The following is a 23817-nucleotide window of genomic DNA, read 5'->3' as shown; positions in this document are numbered from 1 at the left end:
CACTTGCGCACCATATTGTTGGTTATGCCATCCCTCTCTTGCTTTAGAAATACTTTAACGGGTTTCAATACTCATTTTTAAACACCTATAGGCTCATATCCGAGTTTAGAGCTAATCGCCCTTCTGAGATTTACCGCCGACTTGCTCGCCTTTCACTGTAACTCCACGTAAACTACGCGCTCTCAAATTGGTTCGAGTTATTAGGGTTTAGGTTTGCACACATTAGAACAGTTAAAAAATGGTCAGTTAAAAGGCGTTACGCGTCTAACAATTTCACAGCAATTAACTGAATTTCCGTTAGAAATATTACAGCTTGCCGACTCCCTAGAAATATTAGACCTTTCTAACAACCAATTAAGTGATTTACCTAGTGAAATCTCGCAACTGGTTAATTTGAAGATCTTGTTCGCATCTCAAAACCAGTTCACTCACCTTCCAACAGTACTTGGCGCATGCCCAAAGCTTGAAATGGTAGGATTTAAAGATAATCAAATAGTAGAAGTCGCTGAGGAATCACTACCTACTCAACTTCGCTGGTTGATTTTGACCGATAATGAGATCGAGACACTGCCTAATTCGCTAGGCGAACGACCACGCATGCAAAAACTTGCGCTTGCGGGTAATAAAATCAAGCAATTACCTGACTCAGTAAGTAACCTGCATAACTTGGAGTTAATCCGATTATCAGCAAACCAACTTACTGAGTTTCCTAAACAGCTGCTGTCTCTTCCGCGCCTTGCATGGCTCGCGTTTGCAGGAAATCCATTTTGTGTAAATCACGAATTGGAAACAGAAATCCCTCTAGTGGACTCTAATAGTTACAAGCTGAATCAAGTTCTAGGACAAGGTGCCTCTGGCATCATTTCACACGCTAATTGGCTCAACAGCAATTACGACTTCCCAGAACATGTTGCGGTTAAAGTATTTAAAGGCTCTGTAACAAGCGACGGTTACCCGCAAGATGAACTGCACGCCTGCTTACAGACAGGTATTCACAAGAACCTAGTGAAGTCTATTGCTCAAGTCAGCGAACCTGATTATCTAGCGTTAGTCATGGAGCTTATTCCAGACAATTATTTTAATCTGGGTTTAGCTCCAAGCTTACAGTCATGCACACGTGATACGTTCAAACCTGAATTTACTCTAAGCGTTAACGATATTAAGACGATTGTTGAACAGATGGTGGATGTGTTTGAACACCTACACAGCAACAAAGTATGTCACGGAGATCTGTACGCTCACAACGTGCTTATAGACAACAACAACCATATGATTTTTGGCGACTTTGGCGCAGCATCAACGTATGACTATCTGCCCGTTAACCAGCAACAAAAAATCAAAGCGATTGAATCAAGAGCACTTAGTTTCTTTATTCAAGATCTACTCAGTATTTGTCAGCCAGCGGACATCGGAAGCGACGAATATCAAACGCTAGAGCATATCGCTAAAGAAGCGTTTAACAAGTAACGAATAACGAATAACGACCAGAATTAAACTCTTCTAGATAAGCACTGCTCAATATCATCGCAGTGCTTATAATTTAACTCAATAACACCCTAACTAGAGCGACTCCCTATGCTTCGTGATTATACCTTTAACTGTCTTGTTACCATGCCACGCCAAGAACTAGAAGAGTTCAGCGTTCGAATGATCAGTAAAATGGTACCAGAAGATGTGATGAGTGAATTGTTCACTTTTGAGCAAGAAGAAGTCGATAGTGAAGAGCGTATGATGTCTGCACGCCTTGATGCCACACTTCGTATGACTGCCATTGCTCTTAGCGAGATTCAACAAGCCTTTGATGATTCAGAGAATGCGAAACAAAATAGCATCAGAATGACCAGACTGGTTCTTTGGCACTTCTACGCGATTTCCTTTAACTTGGAAGAAGCGATTACGCTTGAAATTCATTGTGAGCACGTTGAAAAATTACTGGTTAACGCACCAGTCGATGCTTTTGGCTGGGTTAAAACTCTTACGGACCTTTTGCATACTTACGCAAGTATCAACTCTGAGCAGAGCTAACCACCCAATTATCAAATAGATAGCAAAAGCGCCAGTGTCTGTCCTACTGGCGTTTTTTATTCCCTAGACGTTACAATTCTCGCATGGGTTCAAAATGGATCTGCTCATCTAAACTCGGCGGTCTTTGTAGCCAAAGTGTTTGGTTTATCATATTGTCAAAACCGTATTCATATACCGAGTTCATGTATTCCAGTTCTAGAGGATCAAGATCGCTACCTAGGAAATCATCATCAATATGGGCTAGGTTAAATTCCATTTCATGACTTTGGCTATATCGAAAAATATACTCTACATCCCCTACCCCTTGTCTACGAGTCAACGTTGCTAAAGATCGAGATGAGACCGACGAGATACTATTGCTCACTTCACTAAAGTTTGGCTTTAAGCTACCGTTTCTAATGACATAAACATTTTGGGAAAAGCCTGAAATCACCGAGGAATTTTGCATCCATTGCGGAATCAAAAATACCTGTCTAGAAACTCCCCCATCAACGTGCAATTCATCATAATGAGTACCGTCAGAGGTAAGTTGAATTAGCTTTGCGGGAAAAGCACCGGGTATCGAGCTGCTCGCAATAACGATATCTTGAATTAAAACCTGTGCCTCCAAGCTACCAACTTGTGCGATTCTTCCAATATCCCATAACGCCATTTTTTCGTTATCAAGATTAGTGGTCGCGATAATTAAAATGCGCCCTTTGCTACGTTCGTGGGCTATTTTCTCCATCATATCTTTGTTAATTGCACTACGAACTTTTTTTTCAAAGCCTGACGTGTTCACAATCGACTTACGTGAGCTTAGCTGAAATAGATAGTTGCGCTTAAACATCTCATCCATAGATGTTTCAGTATAATAGTGCTTTAGAGCTTCATCGTAATCACTGCCTAGAAAAGCAAATACCGATACAATGGCCCCTGTTGAGACTCCTGTAACTACGTCGAATGTCGGTCGTGTTCCTTGTTCTGTCCACGCGTTGAGAATACCGGCTGAAAATGCACCATTAACACCTCCGCCAGACAATGCTAGGTGATTGATTTCTTTATTATCGGCTTTATATCGATATAACGACTCACGTTCGAAATGCATATCGTAGTTCTCAATATCTGAAATATGCTCGTCCCAAAACCTCAACCCTGGAACATTCAAAGGGTTGATTGACTCAGAATCTGAAGATGCATTTCTTTCTGGCGCCGTACTGCACGCCGTTAACAATACGAGAAAAATAAGACTGTAATATCTACGCACAATTATTCGAATCATCTTAGTACCTACTTTTTCCATTGGCATTCATCACCTCTTCTAATGACTCTATTTTGAATATCATTCTTCTATGCTTGGTTATGTGGTATTCGTGATGCCTTTATTGATGTTCTGTCGAATAGGTATTGAACAAAGAGTGTTACTAAAACACTAAGTACAACGGCGACAAAGATGGAGCTAAAACGATATAAAATGGCAAAGATCGCATCTGATTCACCCGGCGCTAACGCTGAAGTTAATGGCACGCACAATGCTGCCATACCCGCGAGTGAGATCGCCGCTTTAGCGTCACCTTGTGTTTGCCAGTAGCAGAACGGTCCCATCGCAATCGTAAATAACAACCAATATAAAAAGGCATTTTCAAACCATAACCCTAGCGTCAGTTGTACGCCTAACCCAGCCAAACACCCAAGAGCTGTCCCCACTATGCGTATTTTCGCCATCTGAATGATTCCAACACACGTCATAGGCGCTAATATAATCAGTATTGAAGCGTTCGCAGCCCCTGAGTCAAACAAGTCGAAAACTTGGAAAACCACAAATGCGCACATGGCTATTACCCATACCATGGCAACCTGACTTACGCGGTCAATACTATTGACAGCCACCTGTTCTGTTGGAGCAGCTTCTATAGAAGCTGTTTCTGGCTCAGGAAATAGCCAATGAGCGATGCCGCAAATAATGATATTGGCAAAACACGCGACAATAATCGTAATAGAGAGCTCTTCGATATCCATAAATGTATAACTAGAGAAATTCAATAAAACAGAACCAAGCAACAACCCCATATATCCGATTAAGAATGTTTTCTTGTTGGTCATGGCAATGCTATTAATCAAAAAGACAATACCCACCAAAATAAACAAAATAATAGGGTAGACATGGAAAAACTCCCATAGCAAAGTCATCTGAATGGTCGTCCATATCGCAGCTGCCAAAATCATTATCATTAACGGAAGATGAAATTGATCGACCTTACCAAGTACGAACAAGGGAATGAGTATCGCTATGAAACCAAAGTCCCAACCCAATACCATGCTTGTCGCTAACCCTAAAGAACAACCAAACCATATACGAAGTATTTTCATAGCGGCTACCTAATATGCTGAATGAAATAAACGAACTAGTAGATAAAGTGAAACAAACTAATCATGCGAATTCTGACTTTTGCCACCGTCTGCCAAAAAAAGCTATTTCCTGAGTGCAGTACCATGGTTGCGCGCGAGCCAACAAATAGCGAACTAGGTAACGATTCATCATTTTCTAAGTTAATTCTGGTACGTTGCGCATCACGTACCCAGCGGTTATTTACTTGTATCTCTGTCAATGTGCCATTCGGCGTTTGTTGTCCAGATGAAACACCATGATCTCGGCTATCAACGCTGTAATGAAATACTCTACCCGGGTATGCATCGAAAGAGACCATAGCTTGAAAATCGTCGTTCACTCGAGTCACTGACTTTTCTCGAAAATCAGCAGCTACCCACATTGACCCTGCAGGTACGAACGTTAGTAGAGGCATGTTTGCATTCGCCATGGTTCCTACTTCTAAGCGTACGTTGGTCACGACACCATCACTCGGAGATCGAACGTCAGTGTTGTCTAAATCTAACATCGCTTTTTCTACCCTGTTTCGAGCAATACGAACCTCTGTTGTTACTCCGTTACCAAGTTGAGCTTCCAATACTTTGAGGTTCTGACGCTCTATCTCTAGCCCAGCAACCGCCATTTGATACTGTTTGGTGACACTATCAAGGCTCGATTGAGAGATGGCCTGCTGCTTTGATAGTTTTTGAGTACGTTTGTACTCTGCATAGGCGTTATCGTGAGAGGCTTTAGCGCGAGTAATATTAGCGACGGCGGCTTCTTTTTGCGCATGAAGCGCAACCGATTTTTCCTTTGCTGATTGCAACGATAAAATGGCTTGTTCTAGCGCAATTTCAAATTGACGAGGATCCAATGAAAATAGGATATCCCCTTTTTCAACAACATCGTTGTTTCTTACCTTCACATTGGTAACACGACTGGTCACTTCAGGAGCAACCTGAACAACGTGACCGTGTACTCGCCCTTCAGTTGTCAAAGGTGCATGCCTATCTGCAATGACTATGTAAATAAATGAGACAACGAATATAAGACTCAAGGCCTTCATCCATTGCTTAAATTTGGTAGTTTCAGTCATGTTGTTAACCCCATAGCTAATCTGTGTGCCTAGATTATAGGGATTTCTATGTGAGTCTGGTAGAATAGAAAAACAGACACAATTGAGCTAAAAATAGGACAATGACAACGAGTTTTGATGATATAAGATTGTTTACCCAAACGGTTCTTCATGGCGGAATCAGCGCGGCAGCGAAAGCAAATAACATGCAACGCTCGAAGATCAGCCGTCGATTACAGGTATTAGAAAGCTCATTGGGCTGTGAGCTTCTTATTCGAACAACTCGAACCATTGAACTTACCGAACACGGTAAACATCTTTATGAACTGGTGTCGAAGCAGGTTTACCTTATCGATCAAAGTTTAATCGCAATGCAGGAATCTCAACAAGATTTCTCAGGTATAGTGCGTCTTGCTATCCCATCAGCGTTAATGACCTCGCAGGCATTTCCAGCAATCATCACGGAATATTCTTCTCGATTCCCAAATGTTCGGATTGAAGTCGAAAACCATCAAGACAGTGTTGACCTTAAACGGCAATCATTCGACTTACAGGTATTACCTAACGTCGTTAGCGTGGCGGATGACAGTTACGTTCAATTCAGCTTAATTCCTTACGCATGCCACCTTGTCGCATCAAAAGATTACTTGGCTTCACATCCTCCGCTGTCTACGTTAAATGACCTAAAATTACATCGAATCTTCACCAATAGATACAATGCTGATTTGTTAGACAGTGACCTACATGTCTCGTTAAAATCGGATGATTTAAACTTGCTACATACTCTCGCACTCAATAATCAAGGCATCGCTTTTTTACCCAAGATCCACTCAAAAAAATCACGAGAAAGTGGCCTACTCGTTGAAGTATTACCTGAAGTCGTTTATCCCAAATTGAATTTGACGTTGATCTACCCATCTGCACAATTCCTCTCAAAAAAAACGAGAGCACTGATCGATCTCTTCAAAGAAAAGATTAACTAGGCTTAATGAGTCAATGAGAATTGTAGATAGTGAAGATTGGATATAGAAGAAGATGGTATTTAGCTGAAAATGGGACTTAGATAAAAATTTCACTTTGAAGAAAATTACACGTAGATGAAATTAGTATCATCATTCGTTGGAGATAAAGTTTGAACAAAGTTAACAACACGAATTACTTGTGGGCAGATAACTTGCGAGTATTTGCTGTTTTTGCAGTGGTTCTATTACATGTAGCGTCTAGTTTTGTTAGTGACATTGATATAGCTGACCCGTTGTATGGTAATCGTAGTTGGTGGGCAGGGAATATATACGCATCTGTCACTATGTGGTGCATCCCTCTGTTCGTCATGATTAGCGGTTACTTCTTACTCAGTAAAACTGAATCTAATATTGTATTTTTCAAGAAGAGAATCAATAAAGTTCTAGTCCCTCTGCTGTTTTGGTCTTTGTTTTACTCTCTGTGGGTAATTCTCAAGTACTTCATAAATGATGATATCTCTGCAGCTTATTTTACAGTAGCGAAGGGTTGGGCTCTAGGTGAGCCATATTATCATCTATGGTATCTCTTCATGATTCCGTTACTTTACCTCGTAACTCCTGTTTTAAGGGCGATTCAAAACTCTCTCACAAAAATTGAATTGTTTGTATTTATTTGCCTATGCTTTGGGCTGGCCATGCTAGCTGCTCTTTCGAATGTCGCTCTTATTTATTTTGATTTAAACGCCAAAGTGAGCTTATTCACCAATGATTTCTTAAGTTACTTAGGGTATTTTTGCTTGGGCGGGTATTTCGCTCGATATGGTGTAAAAACAAACGTAATACACTGTTTATTGGTATGTATATTTGCTTTGTCGATTACGATTATTGGCAGCTACTATATAACCTATCTCTACTTTTATTCATACTTAAGCATCAACGTTGTCGCGGCATCCATTGCGCTATTTCTGCTAATCAAATGCCTTACTAACGTCGACCTAAAATTAAGCCGATTCGCAAATCTCAGCTTTGGTATTTACCTTATCCACCCCCTGTTTATTAAATCGATATCGTCATTTGCTGAAGAGTGGTTACTAGAGTGGATTGATATCTATCTATATATACCGTTTGCGGCTTTATTAACTTTCTATCTGTCATATTTGACCGCTTTACTTATGAGCAAAGTAAAGTACTTAAATCGGTGCATCTAGGCGTGTATATTACTGAACTATTGGGGTTTGTGCTGGAAATAAGGTTATTACAATCAAGCGAGTAGCTCGCTTCAATCGTAATAACCTACCTTCAAGTGTTTAGCCCTATTCTTTCACCTGACTTTCTTGATGCTGATAGATATGAACATCTCGCTGTGGAAACGGAATCGTAATGCTCTCTTCATCAAAACGCTTCTTAACATTCTCTGTCACATCCCAATAGACATCCCAATAGTCATCGGTTTTCACCCAAGGACGTACAACAAAATCAACTGACGATTCGTTAAGTGTATGCAATTTCACCATAGGCTCAGGGTTTTTCAGTACCCGCGTATCATCGAGTAATACTTGATTTAACACCGCTTTAGCTTTATCGATATCATCGGCATAGCCAATACCAAACACCATATCAACACGGCGCGTGCGTTCGGCAGTAATGTTATTGATAACATCTCCCCAAATTTTATTATTTGGAATAACAAGTCTCTGGTTGTCAATTGTTTGAATTGTCGTAGAAACCAAGCTCATGTTCTTTACTGTTCCTTGAATTCCAGCAACCTTGACCATGTCGCCGACATCATACGGACGATAAATCAGGATCATTAAGCCCGATGCAAAATTTGATAGCGTATCTTGTAGTGCAAAACCAATAATGACACCAGCCACACCGAAACCAGTTAATAGTGGTGCGAGTTCAATGCCAACTTGAGAAAGCGCTACGAGCAGACCAATAAAGATGACAGCCTTAGACGCTACAGAAACAAAGAACTCCTGCATCAATACACTGAAATCCATTTTGGAATGTTTTACGCTTTTCTTAACGCCTTTGCTAACGATTTTAGCGAGTGCTTTTGTCCCATACAAAATCGCCAAAAATAGACACAACTTGAGAAACATCGAAGGCGTATTTTCAAAGGCCCAAACTTTAAATGAATCTAGCCACTCTTCAAATAAACCTAATGCCACATCGACATCAAGAACGTCTGCATTTATATCGCCAGTCGTCGCTAGCAACAACTGTTTATAGTCTGTGGCTTCCACCCCCATCGATTCCATCAATGAGACTGACGACTGCAAACTGATCACCATCATTGCGATGCGCTCATTAAACCGAATGATCTCTTGAGTTAAGGTCGCTTTTTCCTCTTCGCTGACATAGCTAATACGACGCTCGACTTCTTTTTTTGTAGAATCGACATAAAGTACAGCATTAGACAAAAACTCTGCTCTATCCGTTAACGCAATTTTTAGCTCGTCTACTGACTCAGAAACATCAATACTTCTCTGTGTCGCCAACTGAAAAGTAGCAAAAAGCTGTTCGTAATAGGTGTCCATTACGCCAATCCGTTTCTGTGCTTCTAATTCAAATTGAACCTTTTCATCCCCTTTACTATCCCTAGCTTGCTTAACAATGGTCGCCACACTGCCATTACTTAAATCAATCAATGAATCAAGTAGCAAGATTTGATCAGAGATAACCTGATTAATACGCTCATCATCAGTATTTAGAGATATTTCATGAGCTAGTTGCTCTCTTAATGCCTCATTTTTTCTACGTAGAACATCTTCCAAAAATGAACGTTCGTTATCATGTGCTTGAGTTAGGGCAATAAGATCGCTAGAGAGTCGAGCTTGATTTGATACGAGTTTATCTACAGAGGCATGGGCTGCGAGCGGAACAAAAACCAGCAATATCCACGCTAGAAACACTTTCATCCTTGAATACATGAATCACCTATAAGTCGTTACTATTCCACTAAAAATAGCATGTATTTAACTCGTTTCAGCTAACAAATCTAATTGTGTAATTCAGATCACTAATTCCGCTAAAATATGGTCCAAAACCAATGATGAGCATAAAGATATTATCCATATCGATGATAACACTAGAGGATAGCTGGTCCTTTTTATGCACCTAAGGTATCTCTAATACCAATTTCCCTTTAGCTCTACCACTTTCTAACTGCTGATGCGCGCAGGAAACCTCCGCCATTGGAAAGCTTTTGATCTTCGGGGGGGCAATTTTTTCATTCTCTAATAACTCCACTACTTCACTTAAATCTTTAGTAAATGAATCGTCACTCAAGTAAGCAAATATTTTTTCTCTACCACGATTTTGAGCATCTAAAATACTGGCTTGAATGTCTCCATCTTCAGTGATGGTAGCAATGCTCACTAGTTTTCCTCCCTGCTTCAACAGACTAACCGGGTCTATGATCGAATTTCCACCAACAGCATCAATGATCAGATCGACCCCTTCAGGAGCCCAATCCGATACTGATTTATCAATACTGTCACTCTGGTAATCAATCGCGAGATCGGAGCCTAGCTCTTTCACATAATCGATGTTTCGTCCACTGCACGTTGTGGCAACCATCGCTCCTCTTAACTTCGCGAATTGAACAGCGAAACTGCCAACGCCACCAGATGCTCCATTTATAAGCACCCTTTTTCCTTCGTCAGATGACAAATGACCTTTATCTTCACTAAACAAGGCTTGCCAAGCAGTAAGCGCTGCAATGGGCAGTGAAGCAGCGGTTTTAAAATTTATGGAATCCGGTAATTTGACCACATGACTTTGACGTACAGATAAGTATTGAGCATAGGTTCCATGCTTACCTTGTTCAAACAGATTGGAACCGCACACGACGCGGTCCCCAACTGAAATGCCCGTCACCAACTCCCCAATAGACTCAACAGTACCCGACGCCTCTAACCCTAACGCTAGCGGAAAAGTTTTCTCTTCCATATGCGCTTTCAAATGACCGGCTCGAATCTTCCAGTCTGCTGGATTTAATCCCGAGTAAGCGACTTTCACTAGCACGTCTTCCGGCCCAATGAATGGGGCTGCTAGCTCAGCAATTTCAAACTGCTCACGTGAGCCCCAATTGTTGATGACGGCTGCTTTCATTAATTTAGACATAACTTATCCTTGTTTTTAGCTTTAGTTATAATGGGTAGATTCGTCACTTTTCAAAGTGTATTAACCGAAATATTGGCTAGGCTAAGTTTCGCTTGTTGTATGGATTGAGCAGAGTACTCTTCCCCTAGCCCCATGCCATGGACGTAAACAGTACTTACATCATCAATTCCGATGAAGTTCAAAACATGGGTTAAGTAAGGCGTTTGGAAGTCCTTATGTTTCTCAGACTCTGCTAGGAAGTTACCACCTGCGCTACTAATGATGACGGCTTGTTTGCCTTTGATAAGCCCTTCGGGCCCTTTCTCATGGTAATTGAACGTCAATCCAATACGACAAATTTGGTCAAGATAGGATTTAAGTAGCGTTGTAATACTGAAGTTGTGCATAGGTGAAGCAAGCACGATGATATCAGCCGTCTTTAATTCTTCAATATACTCAAGAGATGGACTAACAATTTTAATCTGCTCCTCAGTCAGTTTTTCCGCAGGCGTATAAAAGGCATTCAAAATTTCAGAATCATAAACAGGTGCTGGCGTAACCGATAAATCACGTACAGTAAAATGGTACTGCTCAGATTTCAGGCCTAGCTGTTCAACAAGGTAATCAGCCATAGATCCAGATACTGAATTATCTGCCATTGGGCTCGATTTAATAATAAGAACTTTCTTCGTATCAGTTGTCATAATGTATATCTTCCTTTCTAAGGCGTCGAAATCCGTCGTGACTTCAACTCTTGGGCCTCTATTGGTTGAGAACATTATTAACTGATATTACATTGTTGATAATCCGCCTTTTTTGAATTTCACTGTTTCCTAGGAGAAACAATGGACATCCAGTTAATCTATTATTTCGTTAATATTGTAAAGTTTGGGAGCTTCACTAAAGCCGCTGATGCGCTCAAAGTACCAAAATCGAGCCTGAGCAAAGCGGTAACGAAACTTGAAGAGCGCACTGGAACCAAGCTGCTCGTTCGCTCCACTCGCAAGCAAAGCCTAACCGAAGCCGGACGTCATTTTTATGAATCCTGTTTAGGGCCGTTGGAAAATATTGAAGAAGCGGAGAAATCACTTTATGGAATGGATAACGTCCTATCAGGAACCATTAAGATTACCGTCCCTGAAGATTTTGAACTATTTTTACTCTCTTCATGCGTGCACTCTCTATGTGATCAATACCCTGACCTTAGAATCATCATTAACAGTACCAACGATAATATTGATTTGATCGGTGAAGGTTACGACTTTGCAATCCGCATTGGTCCTTTAGAAGAGAGCAACCTTAGAGTGAGAAATATTGGCTATATTCAACCGATAACCGTTGTTTCTAAACAGTACTTTAAGGAAATTGATGTAAGCCATCCAAACGATCTAACGAACGTTCGGTGTATTGGGCTAAGTACAAATAAGCCGTATCAAACTTGGAGGCTAACCAAAGGAGACGTTACTGAAGTTGTAAAAACGCCGCTTGTGGTAGAAACGAACCAGATAACCAGTGTGCATAAGCTGACTCTTTCTGGGGTTGGAGTATCTGCTTTACCCACATTTTTGTGCAATAGCGACCTTGCTTCAGGGCGCTTAGTCAGAATATTAGAAGATTGGAGGTATATGGATGTGCCGGTATCGTTAGTTTCTCCGCTATCAACGATTCACTCTAAACGGTTGAAAGTGGTCAGCGATGCGATTGTAAACGCACTTCGCAGATCATTTAATTAATTGCAGAAACCGATAGCGTAAACAAAAACGCCAGCATCACAGCTGGCGTTTATCTATCTACAGTTCATAGACCAATTTATAATCGACCTATTAACAACGACTTATTATAAGAAGTTGAAAGAAGCTGTTAGAGAGAACGTACCGATGTCTTCATTATCCATAACGTAGTTCATGTAGTTTGCACCCAGTGAGATAGGGCCAAATACAGCGTAGTCTGCACCAACACCGTACATCATGTCGTAGCTATCATCATCATTGAAATTCACGCCGCCATTACCTGTCATGTCCCAAGAGTGAACACCACCTTTTGCGTAAACTTGTAGTGGGCCGAAGTTGATACTTGGCTTCACTGCAAAGTAAACTGAAGATGCTTTCACGTCACCACCAGGAGTAAACTCAAATTTACCGTGGTCCGTATAACCAGCTTCTAAACCGATGAACGGTAGCAGACCTGTTCCAGCGTGAATGCTATAAGAGGTTGCATCTTCACTGTCTAGGCTAGAAGAACCAACAGAAGCGCCACCGTAAATAAATGAGTCAGCCATAGCTGTCGTTGATGCACCAATAAGAGCAAGGGCTAAAAGAGTCTTTTTCATGTGAAACCTTTTTCGTTATAGCTAATCATTGCTGTAGCTATTATTTATAGTCATCAGCAATGGCCCTTTGCGGCGGGCCATTGCCGTAATGTTGGCGAATTATAGTGTTACGTTTACAGTATGCAAGGTCTATACCGAAAATTAACATTCATTAATGGCATTTTTAATACGTTTATCGGATACCGGATAAGGTGTTCCAAGCTGCTGAGCAAAGTAGCTCACACGCAATTCTTCAAGCATCCACCGTACCTCTTTTACATTGTCCGGAATCGTAACGCCTTTCGGTATCTTATTCAGTAACTCTTTGTAATCATTCGTTGCTGATTCCACTTTTAGCATGTGTAAGCGATCTTTATTTGGATCGATTGGAAGTTTTTCCATCCGTTTTTCAATCGCTTTCATATAGCGCAAGATGTCTGGCAAACGCTTCCAACCACATTCGGTGGCAAATCCTTTAAAGATCAAGCTTTCGACCTGAGCTTTAATATCTGACAACGCAAACGCCATGGTAAAGTCGACCTTGCCCTTAAGCTTTTTGTTAATCGCAAACGCAGTCGTCAAAATTGTCTCAACTTGTTTCGCTACATCAACAACGGTATCACCTAGTTCAGCACGAACATGCTCTTTCAATGCTTCGAAGTTATCAGAACCCCAAACTAACCCGCCCTGCTCTTCAATGAGCTTATCTATTCCACACGCGATACAATCGTCAATCAGATCCAGAACACGTCCGTATGGGTTGAAATAGAGTCCAAGCTTCGACTTATTAGGTAAGTTTGAGTGCAGATACTTAACAGGCGACGGAACGTTAAGCAAAACTAAACGACGTTGACCAGCACGCATCGCAAGTTGTTGCTCTTGTTCTGTTTCAAACAGCTTAATTTCTACGCTGTCTTTGGTGTCAACTAATGCTGGGTATGCCTTAACTTCAAATCCGCCACGCTTTTGCTTATAAACTTTTGGTAGTTCACCAAAGCTCCAAGTATGAAGACCTTGTTGCTCAATATCATCATCTGCGACTTTCGAGAGCGTCTCTTGAACTTTATCTTTAAGGCTCTCTTTTAGCTCATGAAGATCTTTGTTTTCTTTAAGCTTACGGTGGCGATGATCCACAGCTCTAAATGTCACTTTAAGATGATCTGGTATCTGAGTTAAATTCCAATCATCACGTAATACTTCTACGCCCGTCATTCTACGCAACTCTTTTTCAAGCGAATCAAGCAACGGCGCTTCCATTGCCGTCACTCGCCCTAAGAAGGCGTCTGCGTAATTTGGCGCTGGGACGAAGTTCTTACGAATGGTTTTAGGCAGCGCTTTGATCATGCTAACAATAAGCTCATGTCGAAGCCCCGGGATTTGCCAATCAAAGCCAGCCTGTTCAATTTGGTTAAGAATCGGAAGCGGGACATGCACCGTGACACCGTCACTGTTTTCACCCGGTTCAAACTGGTAGCTCAGCTTTAGCTTAATGCCGTTTTGATGCCAGAAATTAGGGTAGTCCAAATCAGTAACATGGCTAGCGTCGCCTCTGAACAGCATCTCTTTTTCAAAGTTCAGTAGCTCTTTGTTGTCTTTGCTTGCTTTCTTCCACCACGTATCAAAGTGACGACCAGAAACAACATCGGTCGCGACACGCTGATCATAGAAATCAAACAGCTCATCATCATCAACTAAGATGTCACGACGACGAGACTTGTGCTCTAGCTCTTCTACTTCCGCAAGTAACTTCCGGTTTTGTTTGAAAAACGGATGTTTATTTTCCCACTCACCTTCAACTAACGCGCTGCGAATGAAAATCTCTCGACTGATTGTCGGATCTATTTGGCTGTAATTCACTAAGCGTTTTGGAACAATGGCAATTCCGTACAGCATCACTTTTTCATCAGCCATTACCGCAGCACGTTTTTTCGACCAGTGAGGTTCGCTGTAGCTACGTTTTATTAAATGGACCGCTAACGGTTCAATCCACTCAGGTTGAATCTTAGCAATGATGCGTCCCCACAACTTTGAGGTTTCCACCAGCTCAGCAGACATGATCCACTTAGGTTGTTTCTTAAATAGCCCTGACGCAGGGAAGATACTGAAACGAGCATTACGAGCACCTTGGTACTCACTCTTTTCAGGGTCTTTAATACCGATATGAGAAAGCAGGCCCGATAAAATGGAGGTGTGAACCTTCTCGTAAGAGGCCTCTTCATCATTGAGTTTAAAGTCCATTTCACGCATTGATTGATGAATCTGGAAGTAAACATCTTGCCATTCACGTACGCGTAAATAGTTCAGGTAGTCTTTCTTACACTGCTTACGGAATTGGTTGCCGTTGAGTTCTTTTTGTTGCTCTTTAATGTAGTTCCAAAGATTCACAAACGTTAGGAAATCAGACTCTTCGTGGAAAAATCGCTTATGCTTTTCATCCGATGCTTGTTTCTTCTCTGAAGGACGTTCACGTGGATCCTGAATTGAAAGTGCAGAAGCGATAACCATCAACTCTTTCAAACATCCATTGCGACTCGCTTCTAATACCATTCGAGCCAAACGCGGATCGATCGGTAAACGAGCTAGCTTTTTACCCATTGGTGTTAGCTGTTTTTTATTACTGCCAACCTGCTTGCCAGCTTTTTTATCCGCAGCAATCGCTCCAAGCTCTTCGAGTAAGCGAACACCATCTTGGATATTACGTTGATCAGGCGCTTCTACAAATGGGAATGCTTGAATATCACCAAGACCAAGCGAGGTCATCTGCAAAATAACAGAGGCTAAGTTAGTACGAAGAATTTCAGGATCGGTAAACTCAGGGCGAGATTCAAAATCTTCTTCTGAATAAAGTCGAATACAAATACCGTCACTGACACGACCACAACGACCTTTACGCTGATTCGCGCTTGCTTGCGAGATCGCCTCTATAGGCAGTCGTTGTACTTTGGTTCGATAGCTATAACGACTGATGCGCGCTGTGCCCGGATCAATAACGTATTCAATACCCGGAACAGTCAGTGACGTTTCAGCCACGTTGGTTGCAAGAACGATTCTTCGGCCAGAGTGCGACTGAAAGATTTTATTCTGTTCACTAGAGGATAGCCGCGCATAGAGCGGAACAATTTCAGTATCACGCAGATTTCGCTTGCTCAAAGCGTCAGCGGTATCGCGAATTTCACGCTCACCGTTCATGAAGATTAGAATATCGCCAAGGCCTTCATCGCAAAGCTCATCGACGGCTTCAAAAATACCTTCAAGCTGATCACGATCGGTATCATCTTCACCACTTAATGGGCGGTAACGAGTATCAACGGGGTACGTACGGCCCGACACTTCAATGATTGGCGCATCACTAAAGTGCTTTGAAAATCGCTCAGGATCAATCGTTGCTGAAGTAATAATAATCTTAAGATCAGGACGACGTGGCAACAGCTCTTTTAGATAACCTAAGATGAAATCGATGTTAAGGCTGCGCTCGTGCGCCTCATCGATAATGATCGTATCGTATTGATTTAGAAAACGGTCATGGCTAATTTCAGCCAGCAAGATACCGTCCGTCATCAGTTTTATTTGTGTATTATCAGAAATTTGGTCGTTGAATCGAACCTTATAACCAACAAATTCGCCGAGCGGGGTTTTCATCTCTTCCGCAATACGGTTCGCTACCGAACGGGCCGCTAATCGTCTTGGCTGAGTATGGCCAATCAAGCCATATTTACCACGACCTAATTCAGCGCATATTTTAGGTATCTGAGTGGTTTTACCTGAACCGGTTTCACCCGCTACAATCACGACCTGATTGTTTTCAATTGCTTCAGCAATATCATCACGTCGTTGACTAACCGGTAAAATATCTGGGTATTCAATTGTTGTTTTATAGCCGAAACGCTGCTGTGCAGTCATCATCGATTTTGCGATGTCTAGTGCGATTTCGTCAAATACGGTATTGCGGGACGCTTCTTTTTTTATTTTGCTTGCGCCGCTAATGCGTTTACTAAGACGAAATCTATCACGCAGCATGCACTCACTTAACGCTTTACGCAGTGATTGAGCCGTGTTTGCAGACTTAGGGCTGGCAGGCTGAGTTTGAGATTCTTTATTTGGCTGAGACGAGGTCAAAGCAATTCCTATTTAACTAAGCAGAAAAAACTGCGCGGATTGTAGCACTTTTCTGGTTTCGAAAAAAAACAAAACAATAAAAAACGCCCATAGGCATTGAAGCTTATGGGCGTTTTTATTTGTTTATCTATAGGGAGGTGCTAGAGATCAAAAATCGAATTGAACGTAGATTGTGTTGTAGTTACTACCACCTTTGATACGTCCATATTGAGAGGATTTTTCAAAAATCGCCGAGCGGTGGTGAATAGAATAACCAAGCCACATATTGTTCAGATCATTTTGATTGAATAAATCACCAATATTCACATCGAAAGAGAAGTCCAAGTAGTTTAATAATTTACTCGGCACTTTGTCTTTTTCGACCATCTCAGTGCCTTCGATATAGGTAACGTTATCAATGTAAGACAAGCCTTCAGCGACACCAAAACGCCACTTGGTTGGCCAACTCACTGTGTAATAGGCCTTAATCGCTGCGACGTATTCAGTGCTGGATGATTGAACATCTGATGACCAGTGATGTACAAGGCCAGGAGTCAGGTAAATATCAAGAGGAATACCAAACAGCTCATCGGTTAAAGGGTGACCATAAAAGACCGAGCTTAGTTGGTTGTTATGTTCATCCTTTTCAGAATTAAACTTGATAATATCGCCAATATTTGACGGGGTAGCCCAACCGTGAGCAACACGGATGTAGCGCTTGTTAGTCAACTCAGATTTCGGTGCTTTGGCTTTATCGTTAAAAAACCCAAAGCCTAGATAGAGCTCACCTTGGTAACGATCTTTTACCGCGGCACTTTCATAGGCGTTATCGTCTAGCCTTGTTACGGCGGTAGAGCCGAGTAAGTACAAGTTAGAAATCACATGGTAACGAGCACCAATACCAACCTGTGCATCGACACCTGCACTTACATCGTTCCCAAACTCGTAATTCGAAAACCCGTAATAGACGCTGTTAAAGTCTTTACTTTTATAACGAACGGTTGCCTTAGGTTTTATTTCCCAGTCACCCGATTCAAACACGCCATGAATGGTCGCATTACTGTGCCAATTAAAACGGCTATCCGTCATGAACTCAAAGTCCATCGCCCAAATATCATCAAGTTGATAAGAGACTTGAGCACCAAGATCCGCGGTATCACCCTCGTAGCCATTTTGATACGTCGCCGGGATATCCACAAAACGCATCCTAAGAAGTGCATTGACCTCGACCCTTTCATCTTCAGGTTGATAGAGGTACGCTCCAAATTCCGTACCTTCAATAAACACGTAATCGTTTTTGAAGAACATCATCGGTACAAAGGAACCTACGGAGCGGTCACCCACATCGTTATAATAAGGGATAGAAGATAGGCGCGTCATGGCGGCTAGTCCCCACTCTTGCTCAGCGACCGGCGCAAATACACTAGCTTCCTCTACTTCAGTAGAGGGCCGTGAATTAGTCTCTGTCTCGGCGAGTGATGGCATACTCACTGCGAACATGCTTGCGGCTAACGTCGAATAAACGATGTGAACCACACCCGTTTTGTTTTTTATCATGGTCTTATTTTCTCGCGTTCCTTGCTCAACATCACCAAAATGACATCAATTTCATTAGGAACTCTTATGTTTCATGGGAATTCACCGTTACAATAGTATATATGTTTTCCGAAATGACAGAAATGTGAAAGTATCTGATTTAAAAATAATTCTAGACGGACTTCCTAAAGATAGCGATCTCGATATCGTCATGGGCGAAGAGTGGTTACCAGAACGACTGACCAAAGCCACGATTGATGGAAAGCTTCTGTTTTTGGAGTTTGATAACGCACCTGAAGAAACTCAAGGTGACGAAGAAGGCCGAGGATTTGTTGAGCATGAAGTCGCCATGATCCGCCATAAATTTGAACAGATCATAGACGATGCATCGGATACTAAAACTAAAGCGGATGCGATGGTCTCACTGTTTTTAATGGGACATGAACACTCAAGCTCAGAAATCATAGAAATTCTGGAAGACCCTGAAGTTCCAGACGCCCCAACATCGTAGTCTTAATATCGGTCTATTTCGCCGAATCTTCATCAATTGAACAGTGCTGACACAATTTTGACTTGTGATTTCAAGCCTTCGCCCCTATTACTTAAGCAATACGCTATTGAGTAACAAGCGAATAACAGAGGAATCACTATGTTCAATGCGATCACGTCCCTATTTAAACAACTGCTTGAAGGCGAAGACCTAAGCGGCAGTCAAAAGCAGAACCCTAATCTTGCGATCGCATGTTTGTTATGTGAAGTTGCAGGCGCGGATCACCAGATCAACCAAGTTGAAAGAGAAGCAAAGCATCATTTGATTGAGCGGTTACTTGAACTCAATGAAGCGGAAGCGAACCAACTCCTTGTACAAGCGGAAGAGCAAACAAAGCAAGCAGCTTCACTTTACGAGTTTACTTCCCAGCTTAGAGAGCTATCTCAGGAGACTCGCTTCGAACTCATCAAAGCAATGTGGCAAATTGCACACGCTGACGGAGAGATAGACCCGCTTGAAGATGCAGTCATTCGTAAAACATCCGAGCTTTTATACGTTGACCATAGTGAATTCATTCGAGCAAAGCTTTCTGTTTTAGAAAAGTAACCCGTTAATCTGAACTAGGCTCAGGGCGAGCCTAATATTCTTACTGCTATCCGCTATTTTCTTGCTCTATTTATGGTTTACAGAAGGATACTTAGAGCATTGTCAGAGCAAGTTTCGCCAGATTGTACGCATCAACATACCCAGAATGCTGGCGCCCTTCCCACTCAATTTTTTTCGCTTCTTGAGCTGCTCTGTGCCCAATACGTTTATCTTTGAGACGGTTTTGGATACGGTACAAGGTTGCTAGATTAATGAACTCTTTAAAGGGTAAATCTACCCCTTTTTCGCGACACTCGTTAAATAGGATCTGATCATCACGCCCCCAAGAAGCGTATATTTTATTTGGACCGCCGAAATTCTTGAGCACAGACTTCATTACCGATTTAAGAGGACGACCTTGTTTTTCGATTTTTCGAGGAGTAATGCCGGTAAGCTCAACACAGAACAGTGACACTTCATCATGCTCAGGCTTAACATAATACTGAGCTCGTTTAACGATCTCACCTGAAGCGACATCAATTTCAGCTAAACCAACTTCTATGATCTCACCCGTAGTACCTACACCATCTACGTTCCAACAACACATTTCTAAATCGAAACACACGACACGGTTATAGTTCATTACCAGCCTTTACTACTAATCCAATTTCCTGAAGGCGCAAGATATTACCTTATTTGCACCTAAATGTAGAGCACCGAATGAGGAAGCAATACACGCAGTATACAAAATAGACATTGACAAGAGACCAGTGGTCTTTTATATTTCAAATAAGAGACCACTGGACACTTAATCTATTTTAGCTAATAACGAGTATAAACTGGAAACCGGCATGAACTGGAAAAGAGCAAGAACTGACGACAAGAAGAACGAGCGTAAAGAAGCAATTTTTAATGCCGCTTTTACCCTTTTTAAGCAGAAGGGGTACGACAACGTCAGCTTTAACGGCATTGCAACTGAAGCGGGATTCACTAAATCAAACATGTACCGATACTTCAGTTCTAGAGAAGAGATCTTTTTGAATATCTTTGCTGAATTGTTTGAAGGTTGGTTTACCGATTGCTGTAAACAACTCCAGAGTTTGGGGATGAATCCAGACATAAACGAATTCTCAAGAAGCTGGGTCAAAACCGTAAAGTCTCACCCACAATTTATGGATTTAACCCCAATCCTATTTATCTCGCTTGAGAAGAACAGTTCATACGAACAACTACATGAATTTAAAACACTGTCCAAAGATCTTCTGTATCGATTATCAATGGAAATAAGCAATGTTTACCCAGAATTCCAGGAAGAAAAGTCCTTTAAGTTCTTAAATCTCAGCTTCGCAGCAATGACAAACGCGTGGGCTGCGAACTCTCATAATGACGCGCTGAACAAGATATACCAGCAAGAGGAATTCATGATGATGAGACCTGATTTTGATAAAGATCTCACAGACTCTATTGAAGTCATCTTGCTTGGATTAAAAGCAACATAAGCATCTAAGACTGAGCAAATAATCAAACTGTAAATCTAAAATTCGAACAACCCTGATAACCTAAATGAAGGAATATTGTAATGGCGCATCACACGGAAAAATCAATTAGAGTAAATATCCCTGCGGAAGATATATGGAAAGTACTGGCTGATTATAGCAGTGTTGAGCGATTCGCAACGACAATCGAATCATCCCAAATTATTGGTAATATAAAGTCAGGGCTTGGTACAAAACGACTGTGTACTTTTCATGATGGTTCAAGCCTTATTGAAGAGATCATTGAGTACAAAGAAGGCCAAAGTTTCACAATGGAACTCTCTGAGTATTCTCTGCCCTTAAAAAGCATGCAGGCTGAAATGGGGGTAAAAGCCATTGATGCGAACACTAGTGAAATATTCATGTCATCAGACTTTGTGGTGAAAGGCGGCCCACTAGGTCAGTTTATGGGACACTTTATTATGCGCCCAGTGATGAAAGGTGTTTTCCAAAAACTACTCAGCGGCTTGGCTTATCATTGTGTAACAGGTGAGCGCATAGGTAAAAAACTGCCAAGTAATGATAAACTGTCGGCTATTGTGACGGGATAATTCATCCCGCCACAAGCTAAAACCACCGTGTGCTTTAACACCATTACCTTCAGAAGTATTAAAGCACTCGGCTCATAGGCCATTTAGTACAATAGTGTGCAATGTGAAGTTAATCTCCCATTGCAACGCCTTCTCGTCTTGGGTCTGCGCCGCCAATGAGTGTTCCATCACTGAAGACGATACCGTGTAGCCCCGAGTTTAAATCGCGGACATCGACTTTGAATCCCATCTTTTCCAGCGGCTCTTTGAAGCGTACGGCATCTGTTCCTTCTTCAACATCAAAGGTACCAAAGCGATTAACCATGTTTGGCATATTGATGGCGTCTTGAATGTCCATACCCCAATCAAAGTGAGCAATCAGCGTTTTTGCTACATAACCAATAATGCGAGATCCACCCGGTGACCCGACTGCCATGTACGGTTTACCATTTTCAAACACGATGGTTGGCGCCATGGATGACCTTGGGCGTTTGCCCGGCTCTACTCGGTTAGCAATTGGAAGGCCATTGCTGTGCGAGGCAAAAGAGAAGTCTGTTAACTCATTATTCAAAATAAAGCCGTTACTCATGACTCGCGAGCCAAAACCGTTCTCTACGGTACTGGTCATAGAAATAATATTACCTTCTGCGTCTGCAATCACAACATGGGTGGTTGACGGAAGTTCGATCGATTGATCATCAGCTAACGCCAATTTACTTTGCCATGGTGGATTCCCCGGAGTAACTTCTGTCAGAGCCTTACCTTTAGTAATAAGTCCTGCCCGAGCTTTTAGGTACGCAGGGTCAAGTAAACCTTCTGGCATTGGCACAAAATCGGTGTCTGCGATGTACCGGCCTCTATCAGCAAACGCTAACCTAGACGCATCACCTATGATTTGCCAAGACTGTGGATCATTCGGCCCCATCCCTTTCAAATCAAAATGACTGGCGATGCCCAATATTTGCCCAACAGTGAGTGCGCCTGAACTCGGAGGTCCCATACCGCAAACATCGTATTGCCTATAAACAACACACGTTGCGTCTCGTTCCTTAATTTTGTACGTAGTGAAATCTTCCTGCGCTAGATAGCCAGGGTTGTCTTTAATACCCGTCACTTTGTCGACGATATCTTTCGCAATCTGCCCAGAATAGAACGCAGCCTCACCCTCTTTCCCAAGAGTATCTAACGTTTTCGCATAAGGCTTGTTAACGAGAAGATGCCCTTCCTGCAGGGGCTGACCATCCGGCGTAAAGAAATACGCTTTCGTATCTGGGTAACGACTCAACCTCTCCTTATCTCTGGCAATGGAAGAAGCCATTCTTTCAGAAACAGAAAAGCCATCCATCGCCAATGTTTTTGCAGGCAGCAATAATTCGGACCACTCTTTGCGACCGTATTTCTCATGCATTGTTGAAAGTAGTTTTACCGTACCGGGAGTTCCGACGGAGCGTCCCCCGACGACGGCATCAAAAAATTTGAGCGGTTTGCCATTTTCATCCTGAAACAGCTCTGGTTTTGAAGCTAAAGGCGCTGTTTCACGGCCATCAAACGTTGTGATTTTTTCATTTTTCGCATCGTAATAGACTAAGAACGCCCCACCACCTAAGCCAGATGATTGAGGTTCTACCAAACCCAATACGGTTTGAACAGCAACCAATGCATCCGCCGCTGAGCCACCGTTTTTAAGAACTTCATACCCCGCCTCTACAGCGAGAGGGTGCGCCGCTGCCACCATGTACTTATTAGCAATTACACTCTGCTTTTCAGACACGGCACTGGTAAACTCGGGAGCCACGCTGTCTGCTACATCCGCGACCTGAGACGTGGCATAAGTCGAAGATGAAGCTAACATCACACTTAACGCTATTAAAGTTTGTTTCAACATATGATTCCTTATTATTGTTATATCCCTGCTACTGAAGTTTGATGCTAGATACCGTTATACCAAATCAACCACTATAACCATCCGCTTTCATACAACAATCCTCTCGTTTTGTTATCTGACTTCAGTCTTGAATGTAATTCGGCTATAGATCTTAACAACTAGACAATGAAAACTACTGCCAAACGGATCTTCACACTCAGAAGTGTTTAAAAACTCATCAATTAGGTCTGAATCACTGGTCAATCCTGCGTTTTGTCGAGCCATAAAGCTTGAATGTGATAATATCCGCCACCATTAACTACATACATTCGGCATGATCTAGCCCTCACGTCAT

General features: G+C 42.0%; 20 protein-coding genes. 9 read left to right on the top strand and 11 right to left on the bottom strand.

What is annotated here, in order from left to right:
- Positions 1–213: 213 nt before the first annotated feature.
- Positions 214–1467 (top strand): leucine-rich repeat-containing protein kinase family protein, encoded by a 1254-nt coding sequence (locus L4D20_RS11470; RefSeq protein ID WP_428801700.1) that lies wholly within the window; start codon positions 214–216, stop codon positions 1465–1467.
- 108 nt (positions 1468–1575) lie between these two features.
- On the top strand, positions 1576–2025 hold the full coding sequence (locus tag L4D20_RS11465) for an exoribonuclease R (RefSeq protein WP_428801699.1): 450 nt from the start codon (positions 1576–1578) through the stop codon (positions 2023–2025).
- Between the two features lie 70 nt (positions 2026–2095).
- On the opposite strand, the gene L4D20_RS11460 is transcribed toward L4D20_RS11465, so the two are convergent.
- The 3 genes from L4D20_RS11460 to L4D20_RS11450 are packed head-to-tail and all read right to left on the bottom strand — an operon-like array spanning position 2096 to position 5468.
- On the bottom strand, positions 2096–3313 hold the full coding sequence (locus L4D20_RS11460) for a patatin-like phospholipase family protein (protein WP_428801698.1): 1218 nt from the start codon (positions 3311–3313) through the stop codon (positions 2096–2098).
- Positions 3314–3354: 41 nt separating this feature from the next.
- The gene (locus L4D20_RS11455) at positions 3355–4374 is read right to left on the bottom strand and encodes a DUF2955 domain-containing protein (RefSeq protein WP_428801697.1); all 1020 of its coding nucleotides are present in this window, start codon (positions 4372–4374) and stop codon (positions 3355–3357) included.
- 35 nt (positions 4375–4409) lie between these two features.
- Entirely contained in the window at positions 4410–5468 is a 1059-nt protein-coding gene (locus L4D20_RS11450; RefSeq protein ID WP_428801696.1) for an HlyD family secretion protein, read from the bottom strand.
- A gap of 101 nt (positions 5469–5569) precedes the next feature.
- Here L4D20_RS11450 and L4D20_RS11445 point away from each other — a divergent pair, with 101 nt between their 5' ends.
- Complete coding sequence (locus L4D20_RS11445; protein ID WP_428801695.1) at positions 5570–6430, top strand: LysR family transcriptional regulator; 861 nt, start codon at positions 5570–5572, stop codon at positions 6428–6430.
- Between the two features lie 149 nt (positions 6431–6579).
- Positions 6580–7617, top strand: a complete 1038-nt coding sequence (locus tag L4D20_RS11440) for an acyltransferase (RefSeq protein WP_428801694.1) — start codon at positions 6580–6582, stop codon at positions 7615–7617.
- A gap of 105 nt (positions 7618–7722) precedes the next feature.
- On the opposite strand, the gene L4D20_RS11435 is transcribed toward L4D20_RS11440, so the two are convergent.
- The 3 genes from L4D20_RS11435 to L4D20_RS11425 all read right to left on the bottom strand — a co-directional run bounded on the left by L4D20_RS11435 (position 7723) and on the right by L4D20_RS11425 (position 11223).
- Entirely contained in the window at positions 7723–9333 is a 1611-nt protein-coding gene (locus L4D20_RS11435) for a mechanosensitive ion channel family protein (protein ID WP_428801747.1), read from the bottom strand.
- A 199-nt stretch (positions 9334–9532) separates the two neighbouring features.
- The gene (locus tag L4D20_RS11430) at positions 9533–10540 is read right to left on the bottom strand and encodes an NADP-dependent oxidoreductase (RefSeq protein WP_428801693.1); all 1008 of its coding nucleotides are present in this window, start codon (positions 10538–10540) and stop codon (positions 9533–9535) included.
- A 50-nt stretch (positions 10541–10590) separates the two neighbouring features.
- Positions 10591–11223, bottom strand: a complete 633-nt coding sequence (locus L4D20_RS11425) for an FMN-dependent NADH-azoreductase (RefSeq protein ID WP_428801692.1) — start codon at positions 11221–11223, stop codon at positions 10591–10593.
- A 141-nt stretch (positions 11224–11364) separates the two neighbouring features.
- Between L4D20_RS11425 and L4D20_RS11420 the strand changes: the two genes are divergently transcribed.
- Positions 11365–12252, top strand: coding sequence for a LysR family transcriptional regulator (locus L4D20_RS11420; protein WP_428801691.1), 888 nt, complete (start codon positions 11365–11367; stop codon positions 12250–12252).
- 104 nt (positions 12253–12356) lie between these two features.
- On the opposite strand, the gene L4D20_RS11415 is transcribed toward L4D20_RS11420, so the two are convergent.
- The 3 genes from L4D20_RS11415 to L4D20_RS11405 all read right to left on the bottom strand — a co-directional run bounded on the left by L4D20_RS11415 (position 12357) and on the right by L4D20_RS11405 (position 18407).
- On the bottom strand, positions 12357–12848 hold the full coding sequence (locus L4D20_RS11415) for an outer membrane beta-barrel protein (protein ID WP_428801690.1): 492 nt from the start codon (positions 12846–12848) through the stop codon (positions 12357–12359).
- A 141-nt stretch (positions 12849–12989) separates the two neighbouring features.
- On the bottom strand, positions 12990–16943 hold the full coding sequence (gene hrpA / locus L4D20_RS11410) for an ATP-dependent RNA helicase HrpA (RefSeq protein WP_428801689.1): 3954 nt from the start codon (positions 16941–16943) through the stop codon (positions 12990–12992).
- 147 nt (positions 16944–17090) lie between these two features.
- Positions 17091–18407, bottom strand: a complete 1317-nt coding sequence (locus tag L4D20_RS11405) for a MipA/OmpV family protein (protein WP_428801746.1) — start codon at positions 18405–18407, stop codon at positions 17091–17093.
- 196 nt (positions 18408–18603) lie between these two features.
- Between L4D20_RS11405 and L4D20_RS11400 the strand changes: the two genes are divergently transcribed.
- Both L4D20_RS11400 and L4D20_RS11395 read left to right on the top strand, forming a co-directional pair.
- Positions 18604–18969 (top strand): VC1380 family protein, encoded by a 366-nt coding sequence (locus L4D20_RS11400; protein ID WP_428801688.1) that lies wholly within the window; start codon positions 18604–18606, stop codon positions 18967–18969.
- A 138-nt stretch (positions 18970–19107) separates the two neighbouring features.
- Positions 19108–19554, top strand: coding sequence for a tellurite resistance TerB family protein (locus tag L4D20_RS11395; RefSeq protein WP_428801687.1), 447 nt, complete (start codon positions 19108–19110; stop codon positions 19552–19554).
- 91 nt (positions 19555–19645) lie between these two features.
- Here the strand turns inward: L4D20_RS11395 and L4D20_RS11390 are convergent, their stop codons facing one another.
- On the bottom strand, positions 19646–20176 hold the full coding sequence (locus tag L4D20_RS11390) for a 3'-5' exonuclease (protein WP_428801686.1): 531 nt from the start codon (positions 20174–20176) through the stop codon (positions 19646–19648).
- Positions 20177–20384: 208 nt separating this feature from the next.
- Here L4D20_RS11390 and L4D20_RS11385 point away from each other — a divergent pair, with 208 nt between their 5' ends.
- Both L4D20_RS11385 and L4D20_RS11380 read left to right on the top strand, forming a co-directional pair.
- Complete coding sequence (locus L4D20_RS11385) at positions 20385–21032, top strand: TetR/AcrR family transcriptional regulator (protein ID WP_428801685.1); 648 nt, start codon at positions 20385–20387, stop codon at positions 21030–21032.
- A gap of 80 nt (positions 21033–21112) precedes the next feature.
- Positions 21113–21619, top strand: a complete 507-nt coding sequence (locus L4D20_RS11380) for an SRPBCC family protein (protein WP_428801684.1) — start codon at positions 21113–21115, stop codon at positions 21617–21619.
- 109 nt (positions 21620–21728) lie between these two features.
- On the opposite strand, the gene ggt is transcribed toward L4D20_RS11380, so the two are convergent.
- The gene (ggt, locus tag L4D20_RS11375) at positions 21729–23483 is read right to left on the bottom strand and encodes a gamma-glutamyltransferase (protein WP_428801683.1); all 1755 of its coding nucleotides are present in this window, start codon (positions 23481–23483) and stop codon (positions 21729–21731) included.
- Between the last annotated feature and the right edge of the window lie 334 nt (positions 23484–23817).

The organism is Vibrio kyushuensis (assembly GCF_050337325.1).
GTDB classification, from domain to species: domain Bacteria; phylum Pseudomonadota; class Gammaproteobacteria; order Enterobacterales; family Vibrionaceae; genus Vibrio; species Vibrio kyushuensis.
This window is presented reverse-complemented; position numbering and strand designations above follow the sequence as displayed.